Raw genomic sequence first — 15,223 nt, forward strand, 5'->3', positions numbered from 1 at the left:
CAACCACTGCCGTGGGCGACGCTCCTCTTCGCGAACGGGTGTCTCGTAATGAGACACCCGCGACCGGCCGAGCCACTCCATGATCATGGCGCTCGATGTCCGCCCCGTACCCCCCCGTATCTCCCCGTAACCCCCGCAGGAGCGCCCGTGTCCACCGTCGTCGAGACCGACGTCCTGATCGTGGGCAGCGGCCCCGCCGGTGCCTCGGCCGCGCTCGCCCTGAGCACCTACGGCGTGCCCAACATCGTGGTGACCCGCTACGCGAGCCTCGCCGACACGCCCCGCGCGCACATCACCAACCAGCGCACCATGGAGGTACTGCGCGACCTCGGCGTCGAGCAGGAGGTCGTCGCGCAGGCCACGCCGCAGCACCTGATGGGCAACACGACGTTCTGCACCAGCCTCGCGGGCGAGGAACTGGGCCGGGTGCGCTCCTGGGGCAACGACCCCCTCGTACAGGCGGAACACGAACTCGCCAGCCCCACCCGCATGTGCGACATGCCGCAGCACCTCATGGAGCCGGTCCTGGTGAACGCGGCCGTCGCCCGCGGCACCCAGCTCCGCTTCCAGACCGAGTACCTCTCCCACACCCAGGACGCCGACGGCGTCACGGCCACCGTCCACGACCGGCTGCGCGGGGACACGTACGAGATCCGCGCCAAGTACCTGATCGGCGCCGACGGCGGACGCTCCAAGGTCGCCGCGGACGCCGGGCTGCCGATGGGCGGCCAGATGGGCGTGGCCGGCAGCATCAACATCGTCTTCGAGGCGGATCTGGCGAAGTACACCGCCCACCGCCCGGCCACCCTGTACTGGGTCCTCGCGCCCGGCGCGACGGTCGGCGGCATCGGCGCGGGCCTGGTGCGCTGCGTCCGCCCCTGGACCGAGTGGCTGATCGTGTGGGGCTACGACGTCACCGCGGGCGCCCCGGACCTGACCACCGAGTACGCCGAATCCGTCGTGCGGGGGCTCGTCGGAGACGACGACATCCCCGTGACCGTCAAGTCGTCCTCCGCGTGGACCGTCAACGAGATGTACGCGGAGAGCTACGCGAACGGCCGCGTCTTCTGCGCCGGCGACGCCGTGCACCGGCATCCCCCGTCCAACGGCCTCGGCTCCAACACCTCCATCCAGGACGCCTACAACCTGGCCTGGAAGCTCAAACTCGTCCTCGACGGCACCGCCCACCCCAGGCTGCTCGACAGCTACACCGCCGAGCGCGCGCCCATCGGCCGGCAGATCGTCACCCGCGCCAACCGGTCGATCCGCGAGACCGCCCCGATCTTCGAGGCCCTCGACGGGCTCTCCCCGCAGACCCCCGAGCAGCTGTGGGCCAACATCGCCGCCCGCAAGGAGGCCACCGAGGCCGCCGAGAAGCAGCGCGCGGAGCTGCGCGAGGCGATCGCCTTCAAGGCGTACGAGTTCAACGCGCACGGCGTCGACCTCAACCAGCGCTACACCTCCGGCGCGATCGTCCCGGACGGCACGGCCGACCCCGGCTTCGCCCGCGACCCCGAGCTGCACCACCAGCCCTCCTCCCGCCCCGGCGCCCGGCTCCCGCACGCCTGGATCACCTCGGGCTCCCGCACGCTCTCCACCCTCGACACGGTCGGCCGGGGCCGCTTCACCCTGCTGACCGGCATCGGGGGAGAGGACTGGGTGCGGGCGGCCGGGGCCCAGGAGGTGGAGATCGCCACCGTGGTGATCGGGCCGGGGCAGGAGTACGAGGACCCGTACGGCGACTGGGCGCGCCTGAGCGAGATCTCCGACGCGGGCGCCCTGCTCGTGCGCCCCGACGGTTTCGTCGCCTTCCGGCACGCGTCCGCCGCGCCGGACGCCGGCGAACTGCTCACGGACGCGTTGCGGACCATCCTCGGACACGCCTGAGCGCGGAATCGGACGCCTCTGAGTGCGGGATCGGACGCGCCTGAGCGCGCAATCATGGAAGTAACGGACGTCGATGACGAGGAGCCGGGATGACCACCGACACGACCGGGGCCGGCGTCACCGAGCAGGCCCTCGCCAGCCTCCGGGGGACCACCGACCCGCGGCTGCGCGAGCTGCTCACCGGCCTCGTCCGCCATCTGCACGACTTCGCGCGCGAGACCCGGCTGACCCAGCAGGAGTGGGAGCGGGCGATCGGCTTTCTGACGGCGACCGGGCGGGCCTGCACCGACACCCGGCAGGAGTTCATCCTGCTGTCGGACGTGCTCGGGCTGTCCATGCTCGTGGAGACCGTCAACGGCCACCGCGCGCCCGGCGCCACCGAGTCCACCGTGCTCGGCCCCTTCCACATGACCGAGTCGCCGGTCCGCGCCCTCGGCGACGACATCGACCTGGTGGGCGGCGGCGAACCGTGCGTGGTCGGCGGCCGGGTGCTGTCCGCGGACGGCACAGCGCTGCCCGGCGCCGTCGTCGACGTCTGGCAGGCCGACGACAAGGGCTTCTACGACGTCCAGCAGCCCGGCGTCCAGCCCGCGGGCAACGGACGCGGACTGTTCACCGCCGACCCCGAGGGCCGCTTCTGGTTCCGCACCTGTGCCCCGGCGCCGTACCCGATCCCCACCGACGGCCCCGTCGGCGGGCTGCTGCGCGCGACCGGGCGGCACCCCTACCGCCCCGCGCACATCCACTTCATCGCCACGGCCGAGGGACACACGCCCCTCACCACGCACATCTTCGTGGCCGGCGGCGACTACCTCGACTCCGACGCGGTGTTCGCCGTGAAGGAGAGCCTCGTCCAGGACTTCGCGCAGACCGACGACCCGGCCCTGGCGCGAGAGTTCGGCGTGGCGAACCCCTTCCGGCACGCCCGCTTCGACCTCGTACTGGAGCGTGCCGCATGACGTTCCCGAGTGACTTCTCGTACGAGACCCGGCCCGTCCGGGTCGTGTTCCGGCCCGGCGCGGCCGTCACCGCGACCCCGGGCGAGGCCGCACGCCTGGGCCTGCGGCGGCTGCTCGTGGTCTGCGGCAGCCGGGGCGAAGCAGTCGCCCGGGCGGTCGCGGACGCGCTCGGCGACGCCTGCGTGGGAGTGCACGCCGAGGCCCGGATGCACGTCCCCGTCGAGGACGCCGACCGGGCCGTCGCGGCGGTACGGGCGGCCGGGGCGGACGGCTGCGTCGCGGTCGGCGGGGGCTCCGCCATCGGACTCGGCAAGGCGATCGCGCTGCGCACCGGGCTGCCGCTGATCGCCGTGCCCTCGACCTACTCGGGTTCCGAGATGACCCCCGTGTGGGGCCTGACCGAGCACGGCACCAAGCGCACCGGCCGCGACCCGGTCGTCCAGCCCCGCAGCGTCGTCTACGACCCCCGTCTCACCCTCTCCCTGCCCGTGCCGCTGACCGTGACCAGCGGCGTCAACGCGCTCGCGCACGCCGTCGAGGCGCTGTACGCCCCGGACACCTCGCCGCTGGTCTCGGTCATGGCCGAGGAGGGCGTGCGGGCGATGACCGAGGCACTGCCGCGACTGGCCGCCGACCCGGAGGACCTCGACGCGCGCAGCCGGGCGCTGTACGCGGCCTGGCTGTGCGGCACGTGCCTCGGCTCGACCACGATGGGCCTGCACCACAAGGTGTGCCACGTGCTGGGCGGCACCTTCGGACTGCCGCACGCCGAGACGCACACCGTCGTGCTGCCGTACGTCCTCGCCTACAACACCCCCGCCGCCCCGCACGCGCTGACCGTACTGCGACGGGCCCTCGGCGCCGACGACCCGCCCCGCGCCCTGTGGGAGCTGGCCGGGCGCCTCGGAGCACCGCGTTCCCTCGCCGGACTCGGCCTCGCGGAAGGCGATGTGACACCGGCGGCGGACCGGGTCGCGGGCGAGCCGTACGCCAACCCGCGCCCGGTGACGGCGGACGAGGCCCGGGCCGTGCTGCGAGCGGCGTACGAGGGCGGCCCGCCGGAGCCGGCCGGGGAAACCACCCTTTAGCGGATGCACAGCGGAGACAGACTTGCGGACAGAAAGTGACCGCAAGGCTTCCTATGGTCGTGCCATGACGCAGACGCAGAAGATTCTTGTCACCGGCGCCACCGGAACCGTCGGCCGCCAGGTCGTAGCCGAACTGCTCGCCCGGGGGCACGAGGTCCGCGCCCTCACCCGGGACGCCGCGAAGGCCGCTTTCCCGGCCGGTGTGGAGGTCGTCGAGGGCGACCTGACCCAACCGGACGGCCTGGCCCCGGCGCTGGAGGGGGTCACCGGCCTCCATCTGATCACCTTCGGCGGCGCCGCCTTCACCCCGCTGGAGACCGGCCCGCGCATCCTTGAGCTGGCCCGCTCGGCCGGCGTCCGCCGAATCACCGTGCTGCACGGCGGCGGGCCCACCCCGCTGGAGGACGCGGTGCGTGCCGACGACGGTGTGCACTGGACCGTGCTCATGCCGGTCGAGTTCATGGCCAACGCCCTGGAGTGGGCGGACGGGATCGTGGCCTCGGGCGAGGTGCGGGAGCCGTTCGTCGCACGGCTGAGTGCCATGGTCCACGAGGGCGACATCGGCGCCGTCGCCGCGGTCGCGCTCACGGAGGAGGGCCACGGAGGCCAGGAGTACGTGATCACCGGCCCCGAACTGCTCACCGTCGGCGACAAGGTGGCGACGATCGCCGCCGCCGTCGGCCGTCAGGTCACGCTGGTCGAGCTGACCGAGGAACAGGCCGTCGAGCAGTGGCGGGCGACGGGCCTCCCGGAGGACGTGATCGGCTTCCTGCTGGAGGCGTACGGCAACACCCCCGAGGTGGGCCGCACGGTCGTCGGCACCGTCGAGAAGGTCACCGGCCGCCCGGCCCGCACCTTCGCCCACTGGGCGGCGGAACACGCGGACGCGTTCAAGGCGTAGGCGCCGAGCGGACGTCTCCGGCCGTCTCCCACTGTCAGGGCGTCTCCGGGTGTCTCGTAATGAGACACCCGTCCCGGAGACCGGTCCCGCAAGATCGACAAGGGGGTGTGACCGCAGCATGGTGCGGCCGTAGGCGTGCGCTGACCTCGCCGCCCGTACGGCCGTGCCGCCCCGATGAAAGGTGAACCACATGGCCCTCGCACTGCTCAGGCGCCGACGACTCAGGGGCGCCTCCGCCGCAGCGGCGGGCCTCGCCCTCCCCCTGCCCTCCGGCGCGGGTGCCGTGGCCCGCGAGGTCGTCGACCCCATGGGCACGCCCCTGGCGGCCGCGGACGTCACCGTCACCGCGCTGGACACCCACCGGGTGGCAGCCCGCGGGACGACCGACCCGTACGGCTACTTCCTCGCCGCGCTGCCGCCCGGCCGGTACAGCTTGATGATCGCGGCGGAGGGCCTTCAGCCGCACCGCGAGACCATCGAGATCGCGATGGGCGCGTCGGCGCCCACCGAGCGGGTCTGGCTGCGTCCGGCCGAGGCCCTCCAGCTGCCGACGCCCGGAACCTGGCTCTTCGACCCGCCGCACACCGCGATCCGGTTCATCGCCAAGCACGTCGGCATGGCCCATGTCCACGGCCGCTTCGAACGCTTCGAGGGCGGGATCCGGATCGCCCAGGACATGACCGACTCCCGGGTGCACGTCCGCATCGACGCCTCCAGCATCAACACCGGCAACACCACCCGCGACAACCACCTGCGGTCCGCCGACTTCCTGGACGTCGAACGCTTCCCGTACATCGACTTCACGAGCGCCCGCTTCGCCTACCGGGGCGGCAGCAAGTGGACGCTGCTGGGCTCCCTCACGATGCACGGCGTCAGCCGCTCGGTCTCGCTGGACACCACCTACCTCGGCACGGTGAACGGCGGCTACGGGCAGGAACTGCGCTGCGCGGCCCTGGCGACGGCGGAGCTGCACCGCGAGGACTTCACGCTCAACTGGCGTTCGATGCTGGCCCGGGGCATCGCGGTGGTCGGTCCGACCGTGCAGCTGGAGCTGGACGTCCAGGCGATGTACCGGACCCACGACACCCCGACCCCGCCGGAATAATCCCTGGCCCGGTTCCCTCCGCCCTCCCTACACTCACCGAGTACCCGGCGCCGCCCACGACTTGAGCGGCGGCGCACCGTCGTGACGAACGAAGGGAGACGGCCATGCGTGACCGCACCGCTGCCACCGTCTCCCTGCCGCGCTACGAGGTGATCCTCGTGTCCTCGTCGCGCCGGTGCCCGCTGCGCGGCGGACACCGGATGACCGGGACGAACGTCTGAACAGCATGTGCCGCAGCTTGCTGACGTGACGTCAGCAAGCTGCGTCTGCATGGCCCCGCGCCATGCCCGCCTCGCCCGGTAATCGCGCTGCCCCTTTCCTGAACGCTTCGAAAGGCCCTGGGCCGTGCGCATCAACCACAACCCGCTCGCCGTCGTCCGCAACCTCGGCATCCTCGCCCACGTCGACGCCGGCAAGACCACCGTCACCGAACGGATCCTGTTCGCCACCGGAACCACGCACAAGCGCGGCGAGGTCCACGACGGCACGACCGTCACCGACTTCGACCCGCAGGAGCGGGACCGGGGCATCACCATCTTCGCCGCGGCGGTGAGCTGCGCCTGGGACGGTCACCGGATCAACCTGATCGACACCCCCGGGCACGTCGACTTCGCCGACGAGGTGGAGCGTGCGCTGCGGGTCCTCGACGGCGCGGTGGCCGTGTTCGACGCGGTGGCCGGGGTGGAGCCGCAGAGCGAGTCGGTGTGGCGGCAGGCCGACCGGCACGGCATACCGAGGATCGCCTTCGTCAACAAGATGGACCGCGCCGGTGCCGACCTCGACGCGGCCGTCGCGTCGATCCGGCAGCGGCTGCACCCGGCCCCGCTGGTCGTGCAGCTGCCGATCGGCTCGGAGGACACGTTCACCGGCATCGTCGACCTGGTACGCATGCGTGCCCTGCGGTGGGCCGACGGCGACACCTTCGAGGACACGCCGCTGCCGGACGACCTCCGGGACGAGGCCCTCGCACGCCGCCGGGCGCTGGAGGAGGCCGTGGCGGAACTCCACCCGGGCGCCCTGGAGGAGTTCTGCGACACGGGCACGCTCGGCGAGCGGACCCTCTCCTCGGCACTGCGGGACGTGACCCGCGACGGCGACGGCGTGGTGGTGCTGTGCGGGTCCGCGTACCGCAACCGCGGTGTGGAGCCGCTGCTCGACGCGGTCGTGGCCTATCTGCCGTCGCCGCTGGACGTGCCGCCGGTCAGGGGCACACACGACGGCGAAGAGCAGGAGCGGCCCGCCGACCCGGTGGCGCCACCTGCCGCCCTCGCCTTCAAGGTGCACGCCACCCCGACAGGACGGCTGACCTACCTGCGGATCTACTCCGGGACGATCGAGAAGGGAGACACCCTGTGGGACGCGAACGCGCGACGCACCGAGCGCGTCGGCCGCATCCTGCGCGTCCAGGCCGACCGGCACGCACCGTTGGACCGGGCGGTCGCCGGGGACATCGTCGCCGTCGTCGGGCTCAAGTCGGCCCGCGCCGGCTCGACCCTGTGCGCGCCGGGCGCCCCGCTCGTCCTGGAACCGCCGGGCGTGCCGGAGCCGGTGGTCTCGGTCGCGGTCGAGTCCCGCAGGGCCGGCGACACCGACCGTCTGGCGTCCGGACTGGCCCGGCTGACCGAGGAGGATCCCTCGCTGGTCGTGCGGACCGACCCGGAGACCGGGCAGACCGTGCTGTCGGGCATGGGTGAACTGCACCTGGAGGTGGCGGTGGAAAAGCTCCGGCGCGAGCTGGGGCTGGAGGTCAACGTCGGCCGCCCCCGGGTCAGTTACCGCGAGACCGTCGCCCGGGGCGTGTCCGGGCTGGTCTACCGGCACGTCAAACAGGACGGCGGGGCGGGGCAGTTCGCCCATGTCGTCCTCGACGTGGAACCGTACGAGGAGGGTGGGTTCGCGTTCCGCTCGTCCGTCGTCGGCGGGCGCGTGCCGCAGGAGTACGTCCGGGCGGTCGAGGCGGGCTGCCGCGACGCCCTCGCCGAGGGGCCGCTCGGCGGGCACCCGGTGACCGGGCTGCGCGTCACCCTCACCGACGGGGCGACCCATGTGAAGGACTCCTCGGACACGGCGTTCCGCACGGCCGGCCGCCTGGGGCTGCGCGAGGCCCTGCGGGCCTGCGCGATGGTCCTGCTGGAGCCGGTCGTCGAGGTCACGGTCACCGTGCCCGAGGACGCGGTGGGCGGCGTGCTCGGCGACCTCGCCGCCCGGCGCGGCCGGGTGACCGGGTCGGTCACCCGCGCGGGCGCGGCGGTCGTCACCGCCACCGTGCCGCTGGCCGAACTCTTCGGCTACGCGACCCGGTTGCGCAGCCGCACCCAGGGCCGCGGCACCTTCACGACCCGGCCCACCGGCTACGCGCCGGCGCCGGCCGCGACACCGGTGCGGTAGCAGGACGGCGGTCGGCCCCTGCCCGGAAGGGCGGGGGCCGACCGCGCACGGCCAGGACACCACCGTCGACGGCACGGTGGACGGCTGACATTCGGCGGATATCCGGTTGCCCCAGCTTCCGCCTCCTGCCACCCTCGCGCCCATGCCCACCTTCACCGCCCCCGACGGCACCACCCTCGCCTACCACCTGTCGGGGGACGGCCCGCCCCTGGTCTGTCTCCCCGGTGGCCCGATGCAGGACTCGGTCTACCTGGGGGACCTGGGCGGCCTGACTGCCCACCGCACCCTGATCCGCCTGGACCTCAGGGGCAGCGGCAGTTCGGCCGTGCCGCAGGACACGGCGTCATACCGCTGTGATCGACAGGTCGCCGATGTCGAGGCGCTGCGTGAGGAGCTGGGTCTGGAGCGGCTGGACCTGCTCGCGCACTGCGCCGGTGCCAATCTGGCCGCGCTGTACACGGCCCGCCATCCGGACCGCGTGGGCCGGCTCGCCCTGATCACGCCCAGCGTCTTCGCCGTCGGCCTCGGCATCACCGCCGAGGACCGGCTGGAGACGGCACGCCTGCGCCGGGACGAACCATGGTTCGCCCCGGCGTACGCGTCCCTGGAGGCCATCACGGCCGGCCGGGCGACGGCCGGCGACTGGGACGCCGTCGCCCCCTTCTGGTTCGGCCGCTGGGACGACGAGGCCCAGGCCTTTCGCGCGGCGGAGCAGCGACAGCGCAACGACGAAGCCGCCGCTCGCTACGCCTCCGACGGTGCCTTCGACCCCGATGGCACCCGGAGCGCCCTTGCCGCGGTTGCCTCACGGGTGCTCGTCCTCGCCGGGGAGTACGACGTGGCGGGGCCAGCGCGCGTGATGAAGGAGTACGCGGGGTTGTTCCCGAGTGCCGAGCTGGTCGTGCAGAGCGGGGCGGCGCACGTTCCGTGGCTGGACGATCGGGGGCGGTTCGTGACCGCCGTGGTGGCTTTCCTGGGCGATGGCGGCGCTGTCAGCAGTCCCTGAACTCCGGCGACTGATTCAGGACCTGGGACCGTACGGACGTGAAGCGCGCATACGTCTCCCCGTCCCGCGCCTCCGGGCGGAACGCCGCCACGCGGTGGCAGTTCTGGAAGGCCAGGGTGATGCCGAAGTGGCGTTCCAGGCTCGTGCGGATCGCGTCGCTGGCGAGGGCGCGCAGGAGTTGGCCGCGCTCCTGTTCGGAGCGGGGAGGGGTCTGGTTGTCGGTGAAGTCGGACTGGCCGTCGTGGAGTTCGGTGGCGAGGGAGGCGATCAGGTCGTAGGCGTAGGGGAGGGACGTGCGGACCGTGTCCACGAAGTCCTCCTCGCGGATGTCACCCTGCTCGGCTTCGGTGAGGAGCTTCGGGGAGACGTCGAGAGACATGGGGGAGTGGCGTCCTGTCTGGTTGGCGGTAGGGCGTTAGGGGGCGGGAGGTGGTCAGGTGTTCGGCGGGGTGCCGCCGGGGACGTAGTCCGGGTCGACCTGGGTCGCCAGGTCCTCGCCCGTGCGGGCGTCCGCCCACGCTCGGGCGTTGCGCAGGTGGAACTCGACGGCGTGGCGGTGGAGCCGGTCCCAGTCGCGGGGGTGGGCGTCGACTGCCTCGCGGAGGAGCGTGAGTGCGTGGCGGTTGTGCGGCTCCAGGGAGTCCAGCGCGTCCAGGCCGCCCTCGGTGCGGCCCTGTTCGGCCGCGCGGACCCAGGGGGACTGGACCAGGTAGGTCAGGAGGTCGTCCCCTACCTGTTCCTTGAGGTAGAGGAGGTCGTCCTCGCAGGTCACCTTGTTGCCGATGACGGCGATGCGGATGCCGAACTGTTCCGCGTGGTCGCGGTACTGGCGGTAGACCGAGACGCCCTTGCGGGTGGGTTCCGCAACCAGGAAGGTGATGTCGAAGCGGGTGAACAGGCCGGAGGCGAAGGCGTCCGCGCCCGCCGTCATGTCGACCACGACGTACTCGCCGGCGCCGTCCGCCAGGTGGCCGAGGTACAGCTCGACCGCGCCCAGCTTGGAGTGGTAGCAGGCCACGCCCAGGTCGGACTCGTCGAACTCGCCCGTGACCATCAGCGGGACGCCGCCCGCCCGGCCGACGTGCCGCGCGTGCAGTTCGTCGTCGCCCAGTGGGCGCAGGAGGCGGGAGCCGCGTCCCGGGGGAGTCGTTTTGATCATCGCCTCGCGGGAGGTGATGCGTGGGTTCGTGCCGCGCAGGAAGTCCTTGATCTCGGCCAGGTGCTCGCCCAGGGGAGGGGCGGACTTCTCCTCCTCGCCGAGCGCCTCGGCCAGGTGCTGGTTGATGTCGCCGTCGATGGCGAGGACCGGGGCGCCCGAGCGCGCCAGGTGGCGGGAGAAGAGCGCCGACAGCGTGGTCTTGCCGCTGCCGCCCTTGCCGACGAACGCGACCCTCACGACCACACCGCCTTTTTGAAAATGGATGTCATGTGGCTAGGTTTAGGGAGTGATCGTCATCGCTGTCAAATCGCCTGCGCCGTATGGGTTTTGCGGTGGCGTCCGAGGGGCGGTCCCCCGGCCGAGCAGTGCCTCGTCCTTGATGCATATGCTGTGCAAGTGCGTGATCTGAGCATCAAGAGTCCCTTCCGGTTCCTCGCCGTCCTCGTCCTCGTCCCAGGTCTGGCGGGCTGCTTCGCCTCCCCCGGCGGGGAGTCGTCGTCGGACGGCGGGCCGTCAGGCTCGCGGCTGCGTGTCGCCCTCGCCTTCCCGCCTGCCGAGAACTTCTCGCCGTACGGAGCCGACGCCACGCTCCTGAGCCGGCTCGGCGTCACCGAGGGGCTGACCGCCCTGGACGCCAACGGCGCCGCGGCCCCGGCGCTCGCCGAGTCCTGGCGGCGCGAGAGCGACCGCACCTGGCGGTTCACCCTGCGCGAGGCCACCTTCCAGGACGGCACGGACGTCACCCCGGCCGCCGTGGCCGACGCGCTCACCCGCGCCACGAAGGCGAAGCCCCTGCCCGCCGCCCTCGCCGGTGTCACCCTCGACGCCGAGGCCGACGGCAGCCGCGGCATACGTATCACCACCGCCGCGGCCGACCCCGTCCTGCCCATGCGCCTGTCCAGCCCGAGCCTGGCGATCCTCTCCCCGAAGGCGTACGAGAAGAAGGGCGCGCCCACGCCCGTCGGCACCGCCACCGGGCCCTTCGAGATCACCAAGGCCAACAGCGGCGGCTCCGCGACCCTCGACCGCTTCGACGACTACTGGGGCGGGCGCGCCCATGCCTCCGGTATCGACGCGCGCTTCGTCAAGGACGGCACCGCGCGCGCCAACGCGGTGCGCACCGGCGACGTGGACATCGCCGAGGCGATCCCCGTCGCCCAGGCCGCCACCCTCGACGAGGCGACCCTCAAGGAAGCCGGCACCACCCGGACGACCAGCCTTCACCTCAACACCAGGACCGGCCCCTTCAAGGACCCGAAGCTGCGCGCCGCCGCGCGCACGGCGGTCGACTCCTCCGTCATCGTCAAGGGCGTCTTCGAGGGGTACGCCGACCCGGGCGCCGGCATCTACGGTCCCGCCGTCACCTGGGCCGAGAGCAAGCGGGTGAAGCCGACGGGGCGCGCGGCCGCCGCCCGGCCCGACGGCACGCGGATCACCCTCGCCACCTACGACAACCGGCCCGAACTCCCCGAGGTCGCCCAGGTCGTGCAACAGCAGCTCGAAAAGGCCGGCTTCACGGTGCAGCTGGAAGTGCGCGAGTACTCACGGCTGGAGAGCGACGCGCTGGCCGGGAAGTTCGACGCGTTCATCGGCGCCCGCAACAGCCTGCTGGACACCGGCGACCCCGTCGGCATCCTCGCCAGTGACTACACCTGCGACGGCGGCTACAACCTGGCCCTGCTGTGCGACGAGAACGTCGACCGGGCCGTCGAGAAGGCCGACCGGACCGACGGCACGGGCGAGCGGCAGGACGCTGCCATGGCCGCCGAGGCCGCGGTCCTCGGCACGGACGCGGTCGTGCCGCTGGCCCACCAGCAGATCATCGCCGGCGTCTCCACCGAAGGCAGGGGAGTCGTCCTCGACCCGTACGAGAGGGCCCTGGTGGGCACGGGGACCCGTCGCTGATCGTCTCCCGCCAAGATCTACGATCGTCTCCGACCAGGGTCCGCCGCCCGGTTCACGCCGGCAGCTTCGTGTCGATCACGCAGCTGATCTCCACCGCCTGTCCGGGGAAGGTGAGTTCGGTGACGCCCAGGGCCGTGCTGACCGGGCGGTGGGCGCCGAAGTAGGCCCGGTTGCCCTCCGCCACCAAGTCGGCGTTCTTCACCAGGTCCACCACGTACAGCGTCTGGGAGACGATCTGGTTGCGCGTGACGCCGTAGTGGGCCAGTACCTTGTCGAGGTTGGCGTAGGTCCCCTCCAGTTGAGTGGCGACGTCGTCCTCCGGGCGGAAGCCGCCCGCCTCGTCGAACGAGAGCTGTCCGGAGACGTGGATCAGATCGCCGGACCTGATCGCCTGCGCGTAGCCGAAGTGGCTCTCCGCCGGTATGGCGTGGTCGTAGACATCGATCGTGCTCATGGTTCCCGTCCTTCCGTCGAGCGCGGACCCGCGCTCTCTCGCTCTCTTGCGGTTACTCGGAAACCGTAGGAGAGTCTGCGTTGACCTGGAAGAACGCACTTTTCAGTGACGGGGGAACCAGATGGTGACCAAGCAGTTGAGGGACCTGCCGGAGAACGCGGACCTGCGGCGGGCGGACTCCCTGGCGCGGGAGATCTTCTCGGACGTCGCCAACAAGTGGGCGCTGCTCATCATCGAGGCCCTCGGCGAACGCACCCTGCGCTTCAGCGAGTTGCGGGACGAGGTCGAGGGCGTCAGCCACAAGATGCTCACGCAGAACCTGCGGATGCTGGAGCGCAACGGCCTGGTCGACCGGAAGGTGCACCCCACCGTGCCGCCGAAGGTCGAGTACACCCTCACCGAACCGGGCCGGGCCCTGCGCGCCACGGTCGACCTGATCTGCGGCTGGACCCATGAGTACCTCGGGCACATCGAGTCGGCGCGCGGCCGGTTCGACGCCTGACCGGTCGGGGCGTCAGCTCGCGACCAGTTCCCGCACCTGGCGCCGGGCCGGGGGCTCCTCGACCCGCGAGGTGCGGTACAGCCACAGCACATCACGCCCGAACGACCACACCAGCAGGCCCAGGGCCAGGGCCGCGACCCCGAAGTTGGCCGCGTACGGCAGCAGATCGGCGCCCGCCAGCAGCAGAAGCACGCCCTGGAGTGCCGCGACCGTCTTGCGGGCGGTGCTCGGCGGGAGGGCGGCGGTCAGCCAGGGCCAGATGCGGGCCGCGCCGACGAAGACGTACCGCATACCGCCGATCAGCAGCACCCACGGGCCCAGTTGCATCGACACGTACACGCTCAGCACCAGGATCAGGAACGCGTCGACCTCCATGTCGAAGCGCGCGCCCAGCGGGGTGGAGGTGCCGGTGCGGCGGGCGACCTTGCCGTCGACGCCGTCGAGGATCAGGGCCACCGCCGTCAGGCCGACGAACAACGACACGGGCGGCGAGCTCTGGAAGGAGTCCGCGACCAGCGCGGTGACGCCGCCGACGAGGGTGGCCCGGCCGAGGGTGACCCGGTTCGCCGCGCCGAACGAGCGCAGCCGGGAGCGGTGCAGGGCCCGGGAGAGCACCGCCCAGGTGGCGATCGCGAACGCGAGGCCGGTCAGCCAGCCCGCCGGGCCCATCCCGATCGCCGTGCCGATCAGGGCCAGCAGCAGGATCTGCACGCCCGCCCCCAGGGCGGTCTCCTGCTGTACGAGCCTCGCGTCGTAAGTGTTGTTCAGGGCCACCGAACACCCTCCGGCCGTGTGACAGAGTCGATCAACGCCGCTACCTTGTGCGCGGCCTGTGCACCCCTCGGTACGCAAGCAGCTTCCCGATCGTTCAGGAGGACTTCGATGAAGCACACCGGACGTGCGTTCTGGATCGACTCGCCTGGGCGAGGCGGTATCCGGGACGTCGCCCTGCCGGAGCCCGGCGAGGGCGAGGTGCTGGTCCGCACGCTGTACTCCGGCGTCAGCCGCGGCACGGAGACGCTCGTCTTCCGCGGCGGCGTGCCCGTCAGCCAGCACTCGGCCATGCGGGCGCCGTTCCAGGAGGGCGACTTCCCGGGGCCGGTGAAGTACGGCTACCTCAACGTCGGTGTGGTGGAGGAGGGCCCCGAGGCGCTCGCCGGCCGTACGGTGTTCTGCCTCTACCCGCACCAGACCCGGTACGTCGTCCCGGCGAGCGCCGTCACGCCCGTACCGGACGCCGTGCCGGCCGAGCGGGCCGTGCTCGCGGGGACCGTGGAGACCGCCGTCAACGCCCTGTGGGACGCCGCGCCCCTGGTCGGCGACCGGATCGCCGTGGTCGGCGGGGGCATGGTCGGCTCCTCCATGGCCGCGCTGCTCGCCCGGTTCCCCGGCGTCCGCGTCCAGTTGGTCGACGCCGACCCGGGCCGGGCCGGGATCGCAAAAGCGCTGGGCGTGGGCTTCGCCTCTCCCGAGGACGCCCTCGGCGAGTGCGATCTGGTCGTCCACGCCAGCGCCACCGAGCAGGGCCTCGCCCGGTCCCTGGAACTCCTCACCGCCGAAGGGACCGTGCTCGAACTGAGCTGGTACGGCGACCGGCGGGTGAGCGTGCCGCTCGGCGAGGCCTTCCACTCCCGGCGGCTCGTCATCCGCTCCAGCCAGGTCGGCACCGTCTCCCCGGCCCGGCCGAACCGCACCTACGCCGACCGGCTCGCCCTCGCCCTCGACCTGCTCGCCGACCCGGCCCTCGACGCCCTGGTCACCGGCGAGTCCGCCTTCGAGGACCTGCCGGACGTGCTGCCGAGGCTCGCCTCGGGCGAGATCCCGGCGCTGTGCCACCGCGTCCGCTACGGCGAGAGCGCCTGACCTGAG

14 protein-coding genes are annotated in these 15,223 nt (G+C 72.4%); 10 read left to right on the top strand and 4 right to left on the bottom strand.

Annotated features, from left to right (window positions below; translation table 11 throughout):
* Positions 1-147 precede the first annotated feature (147 nt).
* From PV963_RS37930 to PV963_RS37960, 7 genes are all read left to right on the top strand, one after another.
* Entirely contained in the window at positions 148-1,887 is a 1,740-nt protein-coding gene (locus PV963_RS37930; protein ID WP_274820977.1) for an FAD-dependent oxidoreductase, read from the top strand.
* An 89-nt stretch (positions 1,888-1,976) separates the two neighbouring features.
* Entirely contained in the window at positions 1,977-2,846 is an 870-nt protein-coding gene (locus tag PV963_RS37935; RefSeq protein WP_274820978.1) for an intradiol ring-cleavage dioxygenase, read from the top strand.
* Entirely contained in the window at positions 2,843-3,934 is a 1,092-nt protein-coding gene (locus tag PV963_RS37940; protein ID WP_274820979.1) for a maleylacetate reductase, read from the top strand. The genes PV963_RS37935 and PV963_RS37940 overlap by 4 nt, the downstream gene beginning before the upstream one ends.
* Positions 3,935-3,998: 64 nt before the next feature.
* Positions 3,999-4,835 (top strand): NAD(P)H-binding protein, encoded by an 837-nt coding sequence (locus PV963_RS37945; protein ID WP_274820980.1) that lies wholly within the window; start codon positions 3,999-4,001, stop codon positions 4,833-4,835.
* Positions 4,836-5,025: 190 nt separating this feature from the next.
* Positions 5,026-5,940 (top strand): YceI family protein, encoded by a 915-nt coding sequence (locus PV963_RS37950; protein ID WP_274820981.1) that lies wholly within the window; start codon positions 5,026-5,028, stop codon positions 5,938-5,940.
* Between the two features lie 345 nt (positions 5,941-6,285).
* Positions 6,286-8,328 (top strand): elongation factor G, encoded by a 2,043-nt coding sequence (gene fusA / locus PV963_RS37955; protein ID WP_274820982.1) that lies wholly within the window; start codon positions 6,286-6,288, stop codon positions 8,326-8,328.
* Positions 8,329-8,470: 142 nt separating this feature from the next.
* On the top strand, positions 8,471-9,334 hold the full coding sequence (locus PV963_RS37960) for an alpha/beta fold hydrolase (protein WP_274820983.1): 864 nt from the start codon (positions 8,471-8,473) through the stop codon (positions 9,332-9,334).
* Here PV963_RS37960 and PV963_RS37965 read toward each other — a convergent pair.
* Complete coding sequence (locus tag PV963_RS37965; protein ID WP_274820984.1) at positions 9,321-9,713, bottom strand: SCO5389 family protein; 393 nt, start codon at positions 9,711-9,713, stop codon at positions 9,321-9,323. The two genes, PV963_RS37960 and PV963_RS37965, sit on opposite strands and share 14 nt — an antisense overlap.
* A gap of 54 nt (positions 9,714-9,767) precedes the next feature.
* Positions 9,768-10,730 (bottom strand): AAA family ATPase, encoded by a 963-nt coding sequence (locus PV963_RS37970; RefSeq protein WP_274820985.1) that lies wholly within the window; start codon positions 10,728-10,730, stop codon positions 9,768-9,770.
* Positions 10,731-10,883: 153 nt separating this feature from the next.
* On the opposite strand from PV963_RS37970, the gene PV963_RS37975 reads away from it, so the two are divergent.
* Complete coding sequence (locus PV963_RS37975) at positions 10,884-12,398, top strand: ABC transporter substrate-binding protein (protein WP_274820986.1); 1,515 nt, start codon at positions 10,884-10,886, stop codon at positions 12,396-12,398.
* A 52-nt stretch (positions 12,399-12,450) separates the two neighbouring features.
* Here PV963_RS37975 and PV963_RS37980 read toward each other — a convergent pair whose 3' ends face one another.
* Positions 12,451-12,852: a RidA family protein gene (locus PV963_RS37980; RefSeq protein WP_274820987.1), complete on the bottom strand. Its 402-nt coding sequence runs from the start codon at positions 12,850-12,852 to the stop codon at positions 12,451-12,453.
* Positions 12,853-12,973: 121 nt separating this feature from the next.
* On the opposite strand from PV963_RS37980, the gene PV963_RS37985 reads away from it, so the two are divergent.
* Positions 12,974-13,354: a winged helix-turn-helix transcriptional regulator gene (locus PV963_RS37985; protein WP_086605030.1), complete on the top strand. Its 381-nt coding sequence runs from the start codon at positions 12,974-12,976 to the stop codon at positions 13,352-13,354.
* Positions 13,355-13,366: 12 nt separating this feature from the next.
* On the opposite strand, the gene PV963_RS37990 is transcribed toward PV963_RS37985, so the two are convergent.
* Entirely contained in the window at positions 13,367-14,128 is a 762-nt protein-coding gene (locus tag PV963_RS37990) for a CDP-alcohol phosphatidyltransferase family protein (protein ID WP_274820988.1), read from the bottom strand.
* A gap of 108 nt (positions 14,129-14,236) precedes the next feature.
* On the opposite strand from PV963_RS37990, the gene PV963_RS37995 reads away from it, so the two are divergent.
* Entirely contained in the window at positions 14,237-15,217 is a 981-nt protein-coding gene (locus PV963_RS37995) for a zinc-dependent alcohol dehydrogenase (protein ID WP_274820989.1), read from the top strand.
* The last annotated feature ends 6 nt before the right edge of the window (positions 15,218-15,223 follow it).

The sequence above is a fragment of the Streptomyces coeruleorubidus genome (assembly GCF_028885415.1).
Taxonomy (GTDB): domain Bacteria; phylum Actinomycetota; class Actinomycetes; order Streptomycetales; family Streptomycetaceae; genus Streptomyces; species Streptomyces coeruleorubidus_A.

Excerpts from the sequence above, each read along its gene's own strand:
- PV963_RS37980 (WP_274820987.1), bottom strand. The coding sequence starts at position 12,852 with ATGAGCACGATCGATGTCTACGACCACGCCATACCGGCGGAGAGCCAC.
- PV963_RS37945 (WP_274820980.1), top strand. The coding sequence starts at position 3,999 with ATGACGCAGACGCAGAAGATTCTTGTCACCGGCGCCACCGGAACCGTC.
- PV963_RS37995 (WP_274820989.1), top strand. The coding sequence starts at position 14,237 with ATGAAGCACACCGGACGTGCGTTCTGGATCGACTCGCCTGGGCGAGGC.
- PV963_RS37985 (WP_086605030.1), top strand. The coding sequence starts at position 12,974 with ATGGTGACCAAGCAGTTGAGGGACCTGCCGGAGAACGCGGACCTGCGG.
- PV963_RS37935 (WP_274820978.1), top strand. The coding sequence starts at position 1,977 with ATGACCACCGACACGACCGGGGCCGGCGTCACCGAGCAGGCCCTCGCC.
- PV963_RS37940 (WP_274820979.1), top strand. The coding sequence starts at position 2,843 with ATGACGTTCCCGAGTGACTTCTCGTACGAGACCCGGCCCGTCCGGGTC.
- PV963_RS37960 (WP_274820983.1), top strand. The coding sequence starts at position 8,471 with ATGCCCACCTTCACCGCCCCCGACGGCACCACCCTCGCCTACCACCTG.
- PV963_RS37965 (WP_274820984.1), bottom strand. The coding sequence starts at position 9,713 with ATGTCTCTCGACGTCTCCCCGAAGCTCCTCACCGAAGCCGAGCAGGGT.
- PV963_RS37950 (WP_274820981.1), top strand. The coding sequence starts at position 5,026 with ATGGCCCTCGCACTGCTCAGGCGCCGACGACTCAGGGGCGCCTCCGCC.